The sequence below is a fragment of the Vibrio proteolyticus NBRC 13287 genome, assembly GCF_000467125.1.
Lineage (GTDB): Bacteria > Pseudomonadota > Gammaproteobacteria > Enterobacterales > Vibrionaceae > Vibrio > Vibrio proteolyticus.
The window spans coordinates 157,124-175,753 of the sequence record NZ_BATJ01000009.1 but is presented as its reverse complement, the minus strand read 5'-3'; the positions used below and the strand labels follow the sequence as shown (position 1 = coordinate 175,753).

The following is an 18,630-nucleotide window of genomic DNA, read 5'->3' as shown; positions in this document are numbered from 1 at the left end:
GGTAATTCAGTGCCTGGTGATTAACCTTGCATCTGCTTTTCTTTGATTTCTGCAAGTGTTTTACAGTCAATACAAAGATCAGCAGTGGGACGAGCTTCAAGACGACGGATGCCGATCTCGACACCACAAGATTCACAGAAGCCAAACTCATCATCCTGAATCTTATTCAGCGTTTTCTCGATCTTTTTGATCAGACGACGCTCGCGGTCACGGTTACGCAGCTCTAAGCTGAACTCTTCTTCCTGAGAAGCACGGTCAACGGGATCCGGGAAATTTGCCGCTTCGTCCTGCATGTGGTGAACGGTGCGATCAACTTCTACCCTGAGCTGGTTCCGCCAGGCTTCTAAGATCTTTGTAAAATGAGCCATTTGCTCAGGTGACATGTACTCTTCACCCGGCTTTTCCTGATACGGCTCAACACCTGCAATGGCTAGGATGCCTAGCGCTTTTTTCTTCGATTCTGGCATGCAGCATCTCCTACTAACACCTAGTCAACTGCGATAACAGTTAATTTAAGGCGGGTATCTATAGCAAAAACAAACTGGGGAGGCAAATCCTGAATTGCAAACTTATCGTCAATGTGAAGGCGACATCATTTTTCAGTCAATTTGAATAAAATCGATCGCCTTGATCAGCTTGATTTCGTGCTCGGAAAGCTGCGCCTTGTAGCACAACACTTCCACTCCCTGTTCCTGAGCTTTTTTCAGTAAAAGTGAATAGTTTGCGTCTATATGGAGGGCTGGCGAAACTTTTTCAATCCCTGAATGCAAAACAGTGAACAAAAGTACTGCCCGTTGCCCATTATTGGCCATTTCTGTGAGCTCTCTCAGATGTTTCTGTCCGCGAGTCGTCACTGCGTCCGGGAAGTAACCTTGACCGTCTTCACCCAAAAGCGTGACGCTTTTCACTTCTATATAGCACGAAGGTTGGGTCTCTGATTTGAGCAGGACATCAATTCGGCTATTTTCCTGACCGTATTTCACTTCGGTCGACAGTTGATCATAGCCCAATAATTCAACGATGGTACCGTCTTGAATCGCTTCGACCGCCAGTTGATTTGCCCGCGCGGTGTTGATGCAGATTCGGTGGCCATCCTGTGTGTCACTCAACTCCCAGCTGTTTGGGTACTTACGCTTTGGGTTGTCTGAGGTGGAATACCACACCATGTTGCCTGGTTCGGCACAGCCGGTCATGGCGCCGGTGTTGGCACAGTGAATCGTACGCACACTGCCGTCCGGTAGTTCGATATCGGTCAGAAAGCGTTTGTAGCGTTTAAGCAGGGTGGCGGACTGGAGTGGGGGATTGAACTGCATTTTTCTACTGGTTTTATGTACAATGTTGCCGCCATTTAAGCACAAGGACTGAACATTGTCACAATTGCCGATTCATGCCGTGATGCCACAACTGCTCTCTGCGGTGCGTGAACACACGCAAGTGATCCTCAAAGCCGCGCCGGGGGCTGGTAAGTCGACCGCCTTCCCACTTGAACTGCTGCGTCAGCAGATGGTGGCGGGCAAAATCATCATGCTGGAGCCACGCCGTCTGGCGGCGCGCAATATTGCCGCCTATCTGGCACGTCAACTCGGTGAGCGCGTCGGCCAGACGGTCGGCTACCGGATGCGCGGCGAGAACAAAACCAGTAGTGCAACCCGCCTTGAGATCGTAACGGAAGGCGTGATGACCCGGATGATTCAGTCTGATCCGGAACTCAATGGGGTCGCAATGCTGATATTTGATGAGTTTCATGAACGCAGCATTCATGCCGATACGGCGCTGGCACTGAGCCTGGAAGTCCAGGAGGCGTTGCGTGATGATCTGAGCATTGTGGTGATGTCCGCCACGCTAGACAGTCAGGCGATGACGGCGTTACTGCCACAGGCGGCCTACATAGAATCGCAGGGGCGGACATATCCCATCGACTACCGTTATCAGCCAGTTCGGCGCCATGAGCCACTATTACCTGCAATGGCCCGTCAGATCCGAGCCTTGCTCGACAGTGAGTCAGGGTCGATGCTGGTGTTCTTGCCCGGAGTAGCGGCGATACGGCACTTGACCGAGCTGTTGGACGGTGTACCGGCGCGCATCTGCCCGTTGTACGGTCAGCTAACGGCGTCCGAGCAGCAACAAGCGATCGCGCCGTCAGCGTCGGGGGTGCGCAAAGTGGTTCTGGCCACCAATATTGCCGAAACGTCACTGACCATCGAAGGTATCCGGCTGGTGGTTGATTCTGGTTTAGAGCGGGTGGCGCGCTTTGATTTGCGCACTGGCATTACCCGCCTCGAGCAGGTTCGTATTGCCCAGTCTTCCGCGGCGCAACGTGCCGGCCGGGCCGGACGTTTAGAGCCGGGTTGTTGTGTGAGAATGTACAGTGAGAGTCAGCTGAATCAGCAACCTGTGGTACCTGAGGCGGAGATCCTACATGCGGATCTGTCGTTTCTGGCGATGGAACTGTCGCAGTGGGGCTGTAGTGACGTTGGTGAGCTCAAGTGGCTGGATGTACCGCCGGACAGCGCGTTGCATCAGGCTCGTGCACTGCTGCAATCGCTCGGGATGCTGGACGGGGCCCTGCAACTGACGTCATTAGGGCGCCGGGCACATCAGTTAGGTGTGGAACCCCGCATGGCGGCGGCACTGCTGCATGCGCAAGCGAAACAGGCGAAGTGGTTACACACTGCGCTTGCCATGGTCGCCCTGTTAGAAGATCCGGAGCGCAATGTGACGGATCTCCAGCACAGTTTGCATCGACTGCATCGCGGTCAGCATGCTCGCCAGTCTATGGTATTGCAGCGTGCCCGTACGCTGGCCGAGCGGCTAGGCAGTACGTTTGAACTGGGCGGCGTGGAGGAAACTCTGCTGGCTCAGGTGGCGGCGACCGCATTTCCGGATCGGGTCGCGCAAAGACGGCGTGATACCAGCCGCTATACACTTGCCAATGGCCATGGTGCAGAGCTGCGCGACGACGACCCTTTGGCCCGTCACGACTGGCTGGTGGTGATCGACCTGATGCGCGGTCAGAGCAGTACCAGTCAGATTTTTCTTGCCCTCGGAGCAGATATCATCGCGCTTGAGCAGCATCTGCCGGCGTTATTTAGTGAGCATGAGCAGGTGGAATGGGATGAGACGCGCGGTCGTCTGAGTGCCCAGGCTCAGACGAAGCTGGGCTCGCTGGTTGTGCGCACCCGTGAACTGCCCCAGCCCGGCGCGGAAAAAATGACCGAAGCTTTACTTAACTATGTTCGTCGCCACGGCCTTTCGGTATTAAATTGGACCGCCGAAGCCGAATCACTGTTGGCACGGGCCCGCTGCGCGGCTGAGTGGCTGCCGGAAGAGGCGTGGCCAGAGATGGATGAGGCGACATTATTGGCAGAGTTGGAGGCATGGCTTGAGCCCTACATGCAGGGTATCGCGTCACTAAAACAGTTGGCTTCACTACCGGTTGCATCTGCGCTGCAGGCGCGGCTGGGCTGGCCGCTCAATCAGCAGATTGATGAGTGGTTGCCGACGCACTGGTGTCTGCCGACCGGCAGTCACAAAGCGCTGCATTATCAACCTGGCCAGGCGCCGATGTTGTCCGTGCGGATGCAGGAAGTGTTCGGAGAACAGGACTCGCCCACGGTGGCCAAAGGACGTCAGCGAGTGGTGCTGGAACTGCTGTCACCGGCGCAACGTCCTTTACAACTGACTTCCGATCTGGCTGGCTTCTGGGCTGGCACATACAAGGAAGTCCAGAAAGAAATGAAGGGTCGCTACCCGAAACACGTCTGGCCGGATGATCCGGCGAGCCATGTAGCGACAACCAAAACCAAACGACAATTGAATTCATGACGACGAAGAAAACACCGGCTGCGAAAAAGCGCACCAACAAACCGACGGCTACCCGTAAATCCCGCAAACGTCCGCCGAAGAAGCCGGGAAAACATCGCTGGCTGAAAACCATCTGGAGCATCGGCTGGAAGCTGGCTCTGGCGGGGATCGCGGTGGCGATCTTTGTGGGGATTTACCTTGATACTATGGTTCGTCAACGGTTTGAAGGGCAGCTGTTCAGCCTGCCCACCGTAGTGTACGCCCGTATTCTGAACCTTGCTCCCGGTGATGACATCTCTTTACAAGAGGTCAGAAACGAGCTGGACGTACTCAACTACCGCAAAGTGCGCCAGCCGCACCACCCGGGTGAGTATTCGTCGTCGTCGAGCAAAATTGAGTTGATCCGTCGTCCGTTTGAGTTCTCTGACGGGCCGGAGCCGGAGCGTCATGTGATGCTGTCATTTGATGGCTCGGGCTTGCAGCGCATTCGCTCGCTGGAGCGCAATGGTGATTTAGGTTACCTGCGAGTTGAGCCGAAGATGCTTGGTATGCTGGAAAAAGAGGATGAGCAGCGCCTGTTCCTGCGTCGTGATCAGTTCCCGGAAGTGATGATTGATGCATTGCTGACCACCGAAGACCGCGACTTCTATCAGCATGACGGTGTGTCTCCGGTGGCGATCGCACGGGCCCTGGTGGCCAACCTGAGAGCGGGACGCACGGTGCAAGGCGGCAGTACCCTGACGCAGCAGTTGGCGAAAAACATCTTCCTGTCTCGTGACCGCACCTTGTGGCGTAAGCTGCAGGAAGCGTATATCGCGCTGATCATCGATTACCGCTACAGCAAAGATCGCATTCTGGAAGCTTACCTCAATGAAGTGTATCTGGGGCAAAGCGGTGGTGAGGCGATCCACGGTTTTGGTCTGGCATCACGCCTTTACTTTGGTCAGCCAATTCAGGAACTGCGCATTGATCAACTGGCGCTGTTGGTTGGCATGGTCAAAGGACCGTCTTATTACAATCCGGCCCGCTACCCGGAACGGGCAAAAGAGCGCCGAGATTTGGTGCTGCGTCTGATGATGCAACAAAACATTCTCACGGCGTCAGAATTTGAAGAAGCCGCTAGTCGCCCGCTGGATGTGCAAAAGAATCCGCGTATTGCCAGCCGTCAGCCCGCGTATTTCCAACAGCTGCAAATTGAGCTGAAAGACAAAGTCGGCTCAGCGTTCCAGTCTGATACTGGCCTGCGGGTGTTTACGTCACTGGATCCTGTCTCTCAGCATGAGCTGGAAAAAGCGATCGCGGCCAAAGTACCTCAACTGGAAAAAACGTCCGGCAAAGGGCTGGAAGCTGCGGCGATCGCTGTGGATCGTCACACTGGTGAGATCCGTGCCATGGTGGGCGGCAAACGCGTGGGGTACGACGGTTTCAACCGCGCGCTCAATGCCAGTCGTCAAATCGGTTCGTTGGCCAAACCCGCGGTGTACTTGACCGCGCTGGAGCAGCCGCAAAAATTCAATCTGGCCACGACACTGGAAGATAAGCCACTGACACTGAAAGGCAGCCAGGGTAACAGCTGGACGCCACGTAACTATGACCGCCAGTATCGGGGCGACGTGCCGTTGTATCTGGGCTTGGCGAAGTCACTTAATGTGCCGACGGTACGGTTGGGGATGCAACTGGGCATTCAGAATGTGATGGATACGTTTGAGAAACTGGGGGTGAATCGTGAAGAGATCCGACCGGTTCCATCCATGTTCCTGGGGTCGTTTTCACTCACGCCGTTTCAGGTGGCACAGATGTATCAGACTTTAACTAACTCAGGGCAAAAAGCGCCACTGTCGGCCCTGCGCTCGGTGTTGGATCTGGACGGCAATGTGCTGTACCAGTCGATCCCGCGGATGTCACAAACCGTTGACCAACAGGCGGCCTGGCTGACCACTTATGCGATGAAACGCGGCGTGCTGGAAGGCACTGGTCGCTACCTCAACAGCCAGTTTGGCTGGGCGGCTCTGGCCGGCAAAACCGGAACCAGCAACGACACCCGCGACAGTTGGTTTGTCGGCATCGACGGGCGTGAAGTAACCACTGTCTGGGTCGGACGCGATGATAACAAGTCAACCAAACTGACTGGATCAAGCGGTGCGCTGCGTGTGTATGCCGATTATCTGCAACATCGGATTCCGGAAAAACTGGTGTTGCCATGGCCACAAGGGATCAGCACTTTTGGCTTTGAACCAACCGGAAAAGGCGGCCTGGAGCTGAGTTGTGACGACAAATTCAAGTTACCGATGTGGGACGCCGACGGGGCGATGAAGAAAAGTTGTGAAAATCAACCGGCACAATGGCTGAAAAAGATATTCAGTTGGTAAAACGATCGAGTAATATCTAATCTATTCATACTCAAGGATATTTAGGGCTTCGATGTTGCGTCTTCCTTTTCTGTTTACTCTGATCCTGTTGGTCAGCTTTTCTGGCGTGGCGGCAACCGCCACGTCCGACGTCACTCAGCAAGGCGTGAAATCGCGGCCCAAAATTGCAGTGGTGCTGGCAGGTGGCGGGGCCAAAGGAGCAGCGCACATAGGGGTATTAAAAGCGCTGGAAGAGATGCACATTCCGGTGGACATTGTGACTGGCACCAGTATGGGGGCCTACGTTGGCGGCTTGTACGCCACCGGCATGAGCGCGGATGAGATCGAAAGTTTTCTCTATTCGGTTAACTGGAACGACGGCTACCGCGACCGGGTTGATCGCAGTGAGCGCCGGGTGCGTGATAAAGAGTATGAAGACCGATATCAACTGACCACGGATCTTGGCATTCGCTGGGGCGAAATCCGTGCCTCACGTGGGGTCGTTCAGGGACAGAATATGTTGCGTATTCTGCGTGAAACCACCGGTAATCTGCCGCCGTTTCAATCTTTTGATCAACTGGCGATCCCTTACCGCGCGGTGGCTACCGACATTCTGGAACTGCAACCTGTGGTGATGGACAAAGGTTATCTGACCGATGCCATGATGGCCAGTATGTCGGTCCCTGGAGCGTTGCCGCCTTACGAGGTCAACGGCCATATGCTGGTGGACGGTGGGGTCACCAACAACATGCCGGTCGACATCGCGCGTCAAATGGGCGCCGACATCATCATCGCGGTCGACATCAGCTCCGATTACAAGAGCGCGGATGATTTCACTAATTTCTTTACGGTCGCCGATCAGCTTTCTAATTATCTGGTCCGCCGCAGTACTCAGCAACAGGTCAAAAAGCTTGCTGACCAGGATGTACTGATCCAGCCGGATGTGGGCGGTTACAGTACCACCGATTTTTTCATCATGCCGGAAGCGTACAAACGTGGTTATAAGGCGGCTAATGATGCCAAGCAAGCCTTGTCTCGCCTGTCGTTGTCGACGGCGGATTATCAGAAATACCTCGACATCAAAGAGACCGTCCGGCGTGGACTGGTGTATATCGACGAAGTCAAACTCGACAAAATTTCGATCAATAACCAAACCCATTACACCGATAACTTGCTTGAAAACCGGCTGGCGCTGAAAGAGGGTAAGCAGTATTCGACCGAAGAACTGGAGCAGAGTGTACAGAACCTGTATGCGCTTGACCGTTTTGAGTTGGTCACCTACAAGTTTGATCAGCGCGACGGTGAAAATATCCTCAACGTGGATGTGAAAGAGAAATCCTGGGGGCCCAATTACATGGACTTCCGTTTCTTTCTCGAAGACGATTTTGATACCGAAAGCCAGTACTCTATTGGTGTCACCACCAATTTCACCAACCTCAACAGCAGCGGCGCTGAGCTGCGTCTGAATATGGACATGGGGTCGAACAAGCTGTTTGAGACGGAGTTGTATACGCCGCTGATGTCAGGGCAAAAACTCTTTGCCACTTTGAAAGGCCGCTACACCAATCAAGTGACCAATATCCCGATCGATGTGGAAGACCAAACCGTCAGTGATCGAGGACTGGACGCGGTCAAAGACTTCTTACCGGTGACTTACAAACAGTGGGTCGGAGAGGCGGCACTGGGCTACCAGCACCGTTTATGGAGTGAATTTAAAACCGGTGTACGTTATACCGATGGCGAGGCGGAAGTGTCCAATCTGGCCTCGTTTGGCAGCTTCGATTACCAGCGTACCGGCGTATTTTTCAACTATCGTATCGATACCCTGGATGACTTCAGCCTGCCCACCAAAGGGATCTATCTGGACTTAGACTATGTGGTTTCACACGCTTGGGTCGGAGACGGAACTTATGAAGAGGAAGGCACAACGTATGAAACCAATGTAAAGTTGATTGGGGCTAAAAGCGTGGGCCGTCATACTTTAGTGGGCAACGTGGATGCCGGTTTGATCGAGAGTCTCAATTCTGACACTCTGATTGAACCTCAGCAACTGGGCGGCTTCTTGCATCTGTCTGGCATTCCGCGCAACAGCCTCGCCGGAGAAAACAAACTTTACGGCAATATGATCTACCGTTATCGCTGGTTTGATAATGATTTTGGCCTGTTCAGTTCGCCCCTCTATCTGGGCGCGTCGCTGGAATACGGCGGCGTATGGTCTGAGTCCGGACTGTCGTTGTCTGAGTTGCCGATGTACTTGGCGGGCTCCGTGTTCGCCGGGATCGATTCTCCGATTGGCCCAATCATGTTTGGCTATGGTCGGACCGAACGCAACTATGATTCCATTTACCTGATCATCGGAACGACGTTCGATTGAGCAGGGAAGTAAAAAACGGGTGGCAGCCGGATCTCACCTGGTGGGATTCTTAGCAATAAAGCATGCAAAATCATAGAACTTTAGTCTTAAGTTGCTATGTTGGTCAAAATGATGAGATTTTAATTTATCGTTAATTTTGCTATTCTGTCGCCCACAGTTTGGCCTCTCTGGCGCTGTCTCTCAATCAAAAATTGAATGAAAGCATGGCAAGGAGAGCCAAGTTTCCAAGGATGTTCACTCCTCTTTTGTCTACTAAGAACAGTCATAAATGAGGAGGAACCGCAATGAGAGGAAAAAGTCGTGCTTGAAGCCTACCGTAAACACGTCGAAGAGCGTGCTGCCGAAGGAGTTGTCCCTAAACCCCTGGACGCAGAGCAAGTTGCTGGACTTGTAGAACTTCTGAAAAATCCCCCGCAAGGTGAAGAGGACTTCATCCTTGAACTACTGGAAAACCGAATCCCACCAGGTGTTGATGAAGCTGCTTACGTGAAAGCCGGTTTTCTGGCGGCGGTCACCAAAGGCGAAGTCTCTTCTCCTCTGGTCAGCCCGGAAAAAGCGGCGCAACTTCTGGGTACCATGCAGGGCGGTTACAATATTGAGCCGCTGATTTCCCTGCTGGACATCGACGCTCTGGCGCCGATCGCAGTGAAAGCCCTGTCACACACCCTGCTGATGTTTGATGCCTTCTACGATGTGGAAGAAAAGGCCAAAAACGGCAACGCATTTGCCCAACAAGTCCTGCAGTCTTGGGCCGATGCCGAATGGTTCTTGTCGAAACCAAAACTGGACGAAAAAATCACTCTGACCGTATTTAAAGTCACCGGTGAAACCAACACCGACGACCTGTCTCCGGCTCCGGATGCCTGGTCTCGTCCTGATATTCCAGTGCACGCTCTGGCGATGCTGAAAAACGAACGTGAAGGTATCGAACCGGATCAGCCAGGCACCATTGGTCCGATCAAACAGATTGAAGCGCTGAAAGAAAAAGGTCATCAACTGGTTTACGTCGGTGACGTCGTCGGTACTGGCTCATCGCGTAAATCGGCGACCAACTCTGTGTTGTGGTTTATGGGCGATGATATCCCATATGTCCCGAACAAACGCGCTGGCGGTTTTGTTCTGGGTGGTAAGATTGCACCTATCTTCTTCAACACCATGGAAGATGCGGGTGCGCTGCCTGTCGAGCTGGACGTATCGAAAATGAACATGGGTGACGTGATCGACGTATACCCATACGAAGGCAAAGTATGTAACCACGAAACGGGTGAAGTGCTGGCTGAATTCAAACTCAAGACCGACGTGTTGCTGGATGAAGTGCGCGCCGGCGGCCGTATTCCTCTGATCATCGGACGTGGTCTGACGGACAAAGCGCGTCAGTCGCTGGGTCTGGAAACCAGTGATGTGTTCCGTCTGCCTGCTCCGGTTGCAGACTCTGATGCCGGCTTTACGCTGGCGCAGAAAATGGTTGGCAAAGCGTGTGGCGTTGATGGCATCCGTCCGGGCACCTATTGTGAACCTAAAATGACCACGGTTGGTTCTCAGGACACCACCGGTCCGATGACTCGTGATGAACTGAAAGATTTGGCATGTCTGGGTTTCTCTGCGGATCTGGTGATGCAGTCGTTCTGTCACACCTCGGCTTACCCGAAACCGGTTGACGTCAACACTCACCACACGTTGCCTGATTTTATTATGAACCGTGGCGGTGTTTCACTGCGTCCGGGCGATGGCATCATCCACTCGTGGCTCAACCGCATGTTGCTGCCGGATACCGTTGGTACAGGTGGTGACTCGCACACCCGATTCCCTCTGGGGATTTCTTTCCCGGCAGGCTCTGGTCTGGTGGCGTTTGCAGCCGCAACCGGCGTGATGCCACTGGATATGCCAGAGTCGATTCTGGTGCGCTTTAAAGGCAAGCTGCAAGCCGGCATCACACTGCGTGATTTGGTGCACGCGATCCCGTACTACGGTATCAAGCAAGGTCTGCTCACTGTTGAGAAAGCGGGTAAGATCAACGAGTTCTCTGGTCGCATTCTGGAAATTGAAGGTCTGGAGCACCTGACGGTTGAACAAGCATTTGAGCTGTCTGACGCGTCGGCCGAGCGTTCTGCTGCGGGCTGTACCGTTAAACTGTCGGAAGAATCGATAGCCGAATACCTCAATTCCAACATCACCATGCTAAAGTGGATGATCTCGGAAGGTTACGGCGATCGTCGTACCATTGAGCGCCGCATCAAAGCAATGCAGGAATGGCTGGATAAGCCTGAGCTGATGGCAGCGGACAAAGACGCTGAATACGCGCACGTAATCGAAATCGATATGAATGAGATCAACGAGCCGATTCTGTGTGCGCCGAACGATCCGGACGACGCCCGTCTGCTGTCTGATGTACAGGGTACCCAAATCGACGAGGTGTTCATCGGTTCTTGTATGACGAACATTGGTCACTTCCGTGCGGCAGGGAAACTGCTGGACAACCACAAAGGTCAACTGGAAACCCGTTTGTGGGTGGCTCCGCCAACCAAGATGGATAAAGACCAGCTGATTGAAGAAGGTTACTACGGCATCTTCGGCCGCGCTGGGGTGCGCATTGAAACTCCGGGCTGTTCACTGTGTATGGGTAACCAGGCACGTGTGGCGGATAAAGCGACGGTTATGTCGACGTCAACGCGTAACTTCCCGAACCGTCTGGGAACCGGCGCGAATGTCTTCCTGGCGTCAGCGGAACTGTCAGCGGTAGGTGCCATTTTGGGGCGTATTCCGAATGTGGACGAGTACCTGCAATACGCAGAGAAGATTGATGCGACGGCTGCGGATACTTACCGTTACCTCAACTTCCACCTGATGGACACGTACACCAAGAAAGCGGAAGAAGTGATCTTCCAAGAGCCGGCGTAAGCCAGCGTGATGACGTGATGAGAAAGCCGCTGATTGTTTCAGCGGCTTTTTTTATCTGAGTCAGTTCATGGTTGGCTCGCCATGTGCCACACTGCTGCGACATTGCGTGCCGTCAGCTCGACGTTGCTCCGGGCCTGGGCCAGTGCGGTGGGTAAATCCACGGCGCCGTTAACTACAGAGAACAATGCATCAATGCCGTGTTGATGCACTACGTCACAATCGGCGGAGAGCGAACCGGCAATACCAATCACAGGCCGCTGGAAACGTTTGGCACAACGGGCGACCCCGATCGGTGTTTTACCGTGAATGGTCTGACTATCAATACGGCCCTCGCCGGTGATGACCAGATCGGCGTCTTTGACCACAGAAGCCAAGTTCACCGCTTCCATGACGATTTCGATGCCAGGACGCAGATGTGCGTTGAGCAGGCCCAACAGAGCGGCGCCAAGCCCACCTGCGGCGCCAGCGCCCGGGATGTGCTGGACATCTTTGCCTAACTGGCGGCGCATCACCCGCGCATAATACGCCAGGTTGTCATCGAGACGGGCGACCATCGCTGCGGTGGCCCCTTTTTGTGGACCGAACACTTGTGAGGCACCTTTGGGGCCGCACAGTGGGTTATCGACATCGCAGGCCACATCGAGTCGGACCTTCTTCAGGCGCGGATCCAGACCGCTGACATCAATGCGGACCAGTTTTTCCAGTTCACCACCGCCATGCCCCAGAGGTTGATCTTCGCCATCAAGCATCCGGATACCCAGCGCCTGTACCATACCGAGCCCGCCATCGTTGGTGGCGCTGCCACCAATACCGACAATAATGTGTTCAACACCGCGATCGAGTACCGCGGTGATCAGTTCGCCCGTGCCGTAGGAGGTCGTGAGCAGTGGGTTGCGCTGCGCGACGGGCACCAGGTGAAGGCCGGACGCGGCCGCCATTTCAATCACGGCGGTTTTGCCGTCACCGAGTAAGCCATAAAAGCCGTCTACCGGTGTACCCAGCGGTCCCGTCACCGTGTGTTGAACAATCTGACCACCGGTCGCATCCACCAGTGACTGCACGGTGCCTTCACCGCCGTCTGCCATGGGCAGTTTGACGTAATCCGCATCTGGCAGAATCTGACGAAATCCAGTTTCAATCGCACAGGCGACGTCCATCGCCGTCAGACTTTCTTTATAAGAATCAGGAGCAATTACAATTTTCATTTTCGACCTCACGGCTTAGACAAACAGACCAAAGACACCAAACATCATCACTGAGACAAATGCGATCATCAGACCGACCAGAGACTCATACGGGATCAGTTTGAGTCGCTCGCGGATATCCATATGTACCGCGCCGCCCGTCGCATGGAAAAAGCTGCCGTGTGGCATGTGATCCAGCACGGTTGCACCTGAATGAATCATCGCGGCACCGGCGAGCGCGGGGACGCCTAGCTCCAGAATCGTGTGGCTGAACACATTGGAAGCCACCGCGGTTCCTGCTGTGGTTGAAGCGGTAGCCAGCGACATCATGGCGCCCGAAATAGGGGCAAGTAAGTAGGACGGCAGACCAGAGGCGGTCAGCACGTCAATCAGGCCGCTCTTTAATCCGGAGTTGGCGATGATGCCTGCCAGGGTTCCTGTCCCCAGCAGCATCACGGCCACTGGCGCCATGCGGGTCAGGCCGGATACGGCGAAATGGTTGGTGTCATTGAAGCGCCCCATGACCAGCGCGCCAATCAGGCCACCAAGCGGCAGGGCGATCAGCGGATCAACATTGATCCCGGCAATCGGACGCAGCGCCAGCAGCGTTATGGCGATCAGTGGCGCCACGATGGCGGCGCCAAAGCCAGGCAGGCGCGCATGATCGACGGCGATGACTTCGTGCTCGGCTACTTTAGAGCCTTTATGGACCAGACGCTTGGCGATGATGTAGGCCAGCAGCATGCCGCACAGGCCTGGAATGACGCCCGCAGCCATCACTGAGGTCAAAGGAACGTTGAAAGCATCCGCCGCCGCGATTGCGTTTGGGTTCGGAGACATGACGTTGCCGGCTTTGCCGCCGCCAACCATTGCCAGCAGAATGGCGGTTTTGGAAATGTCGGCACGGCGGGCGATGGCCAGTGCAATCGGCGAGACGGTGATCACTGCCACATCAACAAACACGCCGACGGCGGTCAGGATCATGGTTGCCAGAGCCAGTGCCAACAGGGCGCGGGTTTCGCCGACTTTCTTGACGATGGTTTCCGCGATGGCGGTGGCGGCACCGGACTCGATCAGCACGCCGGCCAGTACACCGGCAGCCAAGATGCGCAACACGGCGGTCACGATACCCTGAGCTCCTCCTATCATTAGCGCGACCGTATCGGTCAGGGAGACCCCGCCAACGACGCCGCCAACCAAGGCCCCAATGATCATGCCGTAAGCAGGGGGAACTTTCTTTAAAATCAGCGCAATGGCGACCACAAGTGCGGCCAGGGCGCCTAATGTAGAGACTTCAGTCATGTTCTATTCCACACAGATTATAAGCGTTATTTTTTGAGCGAATATAAAGAGGGAAGCGTTGAACGTCTTTAGTCAGAATGCCAAAAAATGCCTGCCTGATGAGGCTTTGTTTTGTGCGCTTGCACAAAAAGATGAGTTCAGGCAAACAGTTTTAGCGACAGATAAAGCAATAAAATATCATCTAATTTATTGATATTTAATGAGGTTATTTGTGATGCCCTATCCAGTCGGTAGCGTAGAGTATTACGGTGAATGTGCAGTTGCTGACATGTCTGAGCGGCGTCACAATTTAGAGCAAAATACGCTGTTAAGGTTTTTGTCAGTATGCCTTTGGTGTCGTATTCTCGCAGCCGGTCATAGGGTTGGCGTAACTGCTGTGCTTTCCAGGGCGTCTGGAGCACATCATTCATCATAACCGGCAGTTTATGATCCTGATAGAAGAACACTTCTCCTGGCTGACCATGGATACTGCGCAGGGTGAGTTGCGCAGTATCAAAAGATTTTGCCAGACCATCAACGCCACTGAAGTAGTCCCCCAACGCCATTTGAATTGAAAAGTTGCCGGCACTTTTAATGCGTTTGAGCAGTTGATTGATACGACGGGTTTCTGCGCTTTTCGACCAACCCTCCTTGGTCAGAGTGATCGGCTTAAGCACCACGACCTGATTGTCTGATACCGACAGAATACCCACCAGATTATCGCGTTCGGGGTATTCCAGCAGATGCACCAATTGCTGCAGGTGTTCGAGCGATAAGGTGTGATCTTGTTCAGGCACCACATTGACAATGGCGGCCACTCGGGGTTGTGACAGATCCAGCCCGAGCCGCTCGGCGATCGAGACCAATTGAGCGTCATCAAGGCTGGAGCCTTGGATCAATTGCATCACCAGTTCTTCCCGGTGACGTTTATTCCATTCGATCTGCGACATCAGTGCTGCCTGTTCGACGATGAGTTCGGCGGTCATTTTGACCAGCTCACCATAATGGCGTACCTGCTCGGGGCTCCCCGATACGCCAATCACGCCGATCACTCGCTGATGGTAGAGGATCGGCAGGTTGATCCCGGGCTTCACCCCTTTGAGCTTGAGCGCGGTGGCGTGATCGATCTCCACGACCCGACATTCGGTGATCGCCAGGACGGCGCCCTCATGCTTGTGATGCAGGCGCTGACGATCTCCCGAGCCAATGATCCGCCCTTGATCGTCCATAACATTTACCGAGTGAGGGATAATCTTCATGGCACGTTCGACAATTTGGCGTGCAATCGTTTCGTTCAGCTGCATGGTTATAGTGGCGTGTTGAATCAGATCACTCGATAATAGCAGCAATCTACACCCCGCATCGACAGAGAAAAGATGGACTTCGTATTTAAGAAGAACGCCCTGGATGGCAGTTATTACTGCCAGTGTTCCATGGGACACGAAATTGTTGGCCGTTGGCTACAAGAAGAGATTGGTCACGAGATGGCCCGGATTGAACAGGTGATGGCCTTAGTGGCACAGGCCAGAACCGCGCCGGGTGGTGAGCACCGGCTGCTGGGACGGGAAATCAGCCTGCTGATCAGCGCCGATGAAGTGATCATAGAAGACAATGCACTGGCTCTGAGTGAGTCAGAAGTGCTTCCGGAAGAGTTTGAACTCTATGACAGCGAAAGTGTTGGCTGCTGTGGTTTGGAAGATTTTGAACAATTGATCCGTCAATGGCAGGCATTTATTCACGGCTAATTTGCACAGTCGTGGTGAAATGGGCACCGACTGCCTTATTTTTGGGAACGGGCTGCACCTTATTGGTGCGGCCTGTTTTGTTTTTTATCACTAGTAGATATCAAAGTTTATGTAAAACAAAGAGTTAAAAAGTTGGCACGCACCTTGGATTATTCCCTGCGTAAAGGGACTACAGCTGCAGAGAGGATGCGATGAAACTGATTAACGCGATTATCAAACCCTTCAAACTGGACGATGTGCGAGAAGCTCTGGCGGACGTTGGTATTGAAGGTATGACGGTATCGGAAGTGAAAGGCTTCGGCCGTCAAAAGGGGCACACAGAGCTCTACCGTGGTGCAGAATATCAAGTCGATTTTCTCCCCAAGGTCAAACTGGAGATCGCGACTCAGGCCGATAACGTCGACCGCGTGATTGAGGCCATCACTAAAGCCGCCCAGACCGGCAAAATCGGTGACGGGAAAATTTTTGTTTACGACCTCTCACAAGCGGTGCGGATCCGTACTGGCGAGATGGATGCGGAAGCACTTTAAGATTTCAAAGGATTGGAGAGTATCACTATGGAACTTGCAACAACGGTAACGGAGTTACGTTACGCACTGGACACGTTTTTCTTCCTGATTTCAGGGGCGTTAGTTATGTGGATGGCCGCTGGCTTTGCCATGCTTGAAGCGGGTCTGGTGCGTTCAAAGAACACCACAGAAATTCTGACTAAAAACTTTTGCTTATACGCGATTGCCTGCACTATGTACCTGATTGTCGGCTACAACATTATGTACGTCGACAATGGTGAAGGGGGCTGGCTACCATCACTGGGAACCTTAATTGGCACTCAGGCTGACGGCGCGGATCATTCTCTCGAGTCGGATTTTTTCTTCCAGGTTGTGTTCGTCGCAACAGCGATGTCGGTTGTCTCTGGCGCGGTGGCTGAACGCATGAAGCTGTGGACCTTCCTGGTGTTTTCAATGGTATTGACGGCGTTCATTTACCCGATTGAAGGCTACTGGACCTGGGGCGGCGGTTTCTTGTCTGAAGCGGGTTTTAGCGACTTTGCCGGTTCCGGAATTGTGCACATGGCGGGGGCGGCGGCGGCGCTGGCTGGGGTACTGCTGCTTGGCGCGCGTAAAGGTAAATATGGCAAAAACGGTGAGATCTACCCCATTCCGGGCTCAAACATGCCGTTGGCAACACTGGGTACGTTCATCCTGTGGTTTGGCTGGTTCGGTTTCAATGGCGGTTCTCAGCTGATGGTATCGGATTTTGAAAACGCGACCGCCGTCGGTCAGATATTCCTTAATACCAATGCCGCAGCGGCGGCGGGGTCGATTGCTGCTCTGCTGGTGTGCAAAACCACTTGGGGCAAAGCCGACCTGACGATGATTCTCAACGGTGCGTTGGCTGGCCTGGTGGCTATTACCGCGGATCCATTGTCACCAAGCCCGCTGTATTCAGTGGCAATCGGTGCGGTATCGGGTGCGCTGGTGGTCTTCAGTATCGTGGCGCTGGACAAGCTGAAAATCGACGATCCGGTGGGCGCCATTTCGGTGCACGGTGTGTGTGGTTTCTTCGGTCTGATGGTGGTGCCGCTAAGTAACGCGGATGCGAGCTTTGGTTCACAACTACTGGGTGCGGTCGTGATCTTTGCTTGGGTGTTCGGTACCAGCTTACTGGTGTGGGGCGTACTGAAAGCGACAGTGGGTATCCGTGTGTCGGAAGAGGAAGAGCTGGAAGGCATGGACATGCATGACTGTGGTGTCGGTGCGTATCCGGAGTTCGTCACAGCCAAGTAATGTTTAGTTACAAAATACTCAAAAAACCTGCCGACCGAGGCAGGTTTTTTTGTTTTGTGTCATTGTTTTCATCGGTTTCATGCATATAATAACGCAACTGATAAACGTTATCATTACGATGCAAAGGATTTTAGCAATGAAAAAACTGCTCGCTCTTTCAGCGCTGGCATGCGCTGTAACAGCACCGGCTGCGATGGCCGCTGAAGAAGTCAACGTCTACTCATACCGTCAGCCATTCCTGGTTGAACCTATGTTTAAAGAGTTCACCAAAGAAACCGGTATCAAAGTCAACGTGAAGTTTGCCAAGCAGGGCATTGCTGAAAAACTGGCTCAGGAAGGCGAATACAGCCCGGCTGATGTATTGTTGACTGTCGATATCAGCCGTTTGGCGGATCTGTCTAACCGCGGTCTGGTACAGCGTGTTGACAGCGACGTGATTGAAGCGAATGTACCGGCGCAGTACCAGGACAAAGAAAACCAGTGGTTTGCGCTGACGACTCGTACGCGCAGCGTGTATTCATCACGCGACCGTATGGGCAAACTGGGCGATGATTTCACTTACGAAGATCTGGCCAAGCCAGAATTCAAAGGCAAAATCTGTACTCGCAGTGGTAAGCACCCATACAATGTTTCTCTGGTATCGGCGATGATCGCTCACCACGGTGAAGCGGAGACTAAGACTTGGCTGGAAGGTGTGAAAGCCAACCTGGCGCGCAAACCTCAGGGCAACGATCGTGCTCAGGTAAAAGCGATCAAAGAAGGCCTGTGTGATGTGTCACTGGGTAACAGCTACTACCTGGGTAAAATGATCAACGATAAAGAGCAGAAAGCGTGGGCTGATGCGGTTTACATTAACTTCCCGAACCAGAACACCACAGGTACGCACGTAAATATTTCGGGTATGGCGATGGCTAAATACGCACCGAACCGTGAAAACGCGCTGAAGCTGATGGAATTTTTGACGGCTGACACAGCGCAGCACATGTACGCAGAAGTGAACTTCGAATACCCGGTTAAACCAGGTGTGAAACGTTCTGATCTGGTTGCATCGTGGGGCGATTTTAAAGCTGACACCATCTCCCTGGACGATATCGCTTCTCACCACGAAGCGGCAATTCGTCTTTTGGATGAGGTCAAGTTTGACCTTTAATTGAAATCAGGGGTATAACTGTACCCCTGATGATTAAAGGGACATGAGATGTATTTGCA

The 18,630-nt window shown here is 53.6% G+C and carries 13 protein-coding genes; 8 read left to right on the top strand and 5 right to left on the bottom strand.

All coding sequences use genetic code 11. From position 1 onward, the window contains the following. Nucleotides 1-20: 20 nt before the first annotated feature. Nucleotides 21-467 (bottom strand): RNA polymerase-binding protein DksA, encoded by a 447-nt coding sequence (dksA, locus tag VPR01S_RS12665; protein WP_021705732.1) that lies wholly within the window; start codon nt 465-467, stop codon nt 21-23. A 132-nt stretch (nt 468-599) separates the two neighbouring features. After that, complete coding sequence (sfsA, locus tag VPR01S_RS12660) at nt 600-1,313, bottom strand: DNA/RNA nuclease SfsA (RefSeq protein ID WP_021705731.1); 714 nt, start codon at nt 1,311-1,313, stop codon at nt 600-602. Nucleotides 1,314-1,368: 55 nt separating this feature from the next. Between sfsA and hrpB the strand changes: the two genes are divergently transcribed. From hrpB to acnB, 4 genes are all read left to right on the top strand, one after another. Beyond that, nucleotides 1,369-3,825 carry an ATP-dependent helicase HrpB gene (gene hrpB / locus VPR01S_RS12655; protein ID WP_021705730.1) on the top strand — a complete coding sequence of 819 codons (2,457 nt, stop codon included), beginning with the start codon at nt 1,369-1,371 and terminating at the stop codon, nt 3,823-3,825. Further along, nucleotides 3,822-6,173 (top strand): penicillin-binding protein 1B, encoded by a 2,352-nt coding sequence (mrcB, locus tag VPR01S_RS12650; RefSeq protein ID WP_021705729.1) that lies wholly within the window; start codon nt 3,822-3,824, stop codon nt 6,171-6,173. Before hrpB ends, mrcB begins: the two co-directional genes overlap by 4 nt. 52 nt (nt 6,174-6,225) lie before the next feature. Then, a complete protein-coding gene (locus VPR01S_RS12645; RefSeq protein ID WP_021705728.1) occupies nt 6,226-8,526 on the top strand; it encodes a patatin-like phospholipase family protein in 2,301 nt (766 codons plus the stop codon). Nucleotides 8,527-8,826: 300 nt separating this feature from the next. Next, nucleotides 8,827-11,424 (top strand): bifunctional aconitate hydratase 2/2-methylisocitrate dehydratase, encoded by a 2,598-nt coding sequence (acnB, locus tag VPR01S_RS12640; protein ID WP_021705727.1) that lies wholly within the window; start codon nt 8,827-8,829, stop codon nt 11,422-11,424. Nucleotides 11,425-11,489: 65 nt separating this feature from the next. Here acnB and VPR01S_RS12635 read toward each other — a convergent pair whose 3' ends face one another. From VPR01S_RS12635 to VPR01S_RS12625, 3 genes are all read right to left on the bottom strand, one after another. Continuing rightward, nucleotides 11,490-12,629 (bottom strand): glycerate kinase, encoded by a 1,140-nt coding sequence (locus VPR01S_RS12635; RefSeq protein ID WP_021705726.1) that lies wholly within the window; start codon nt 12,627-12,629, stop codon nt 11,490-11,492. Nucleotides 12,630-12,644: 15 nt separating this feature from the next. Beyond that, nucleotides 12,645-13,910 carry a GntP family permease gene (locus VPR01S_RS12630; RefSeq protein ID WP_021705725.1) on the bottom strand — a complete coding sequence of 422 codons (1,266 nt, stop codon included), beginning with the start codon at nt 13,908-13,910 and terminating at the stop codon, nt 12,645-12,647. A gap of 137 nt (nt 13,911-14,047) precedes the next feature. Further along, on the bottom strand, nt 14,048-15,193 hold the full coding sequence (locus VPR01S_RS12625) for a sugar diacid recognition domain-containing protein (RefSeq protein WP_021705724.1): 1,146 nt from the start codon (nt 15,191-15,193) through the stop codon (nt 14,048-14,050). Between the two features lie 72 nt (nt 15,194-15,265). Between VPR01S_RS12625 and VPR01S_RS12620 the strand changes: the two genes are divergently transcribed. The 4 genes from VPR01S_RS12620 to VPR01S_RS12605 all read left to right on the top strand — a co-directional run bounded on the left by VPR01S_RS12620 (nt 15,266) and on the right by VPR01S_RS12605 (nt 18,571). Beyond that, nucleotides 15,266-15,634, top strand: coding sequence for a YacL family protein (locus VPR01S_RS12620; RefSeq protein ID WP_021705723.1), 369 nt, complete (start codon nt 15,266-15,268; stop codon nt 15,632-15,634). Nucleotides 15,635-15,825: 191 nt separating this feature from the next. Further along, nucleotides 15,826-16,164: a P-II family nitrogen regulator gene (locus VPR01S_RS12615; RefSeq protein WP_021705722.1), complete on the top strand. Its 339-nt coding sequence runs from the start codon at nt 15,826-15,828 to the stop codon at nt 16,162-16,164. 27 nt (nt 16,165-16,191) lie between these two features. Next, nucleotides 16,192-17,421, top strand: a complete 1,230-nt coding sequence (locus VPR01S_RS12610; protein ID WP_021705721.1) for an ammonium transporter — start codon at nt 16,192-16,194, stop codon at nt 17,419-17,421. Between the two features lie 136 nt (nt 17,422-17,557). Next, entirely contained in the window at nt 17,558-18,571 is a 1,014-nt protein-coding gene (locus VPR01S_RS12605) for a Fe(3+) ABC transporter substrate-binding protein (protein WP_021705720.1), read from the top strand. The last annotated feature ends 59 nt before the right edge of the window (nt 18,572-18,630 follow it).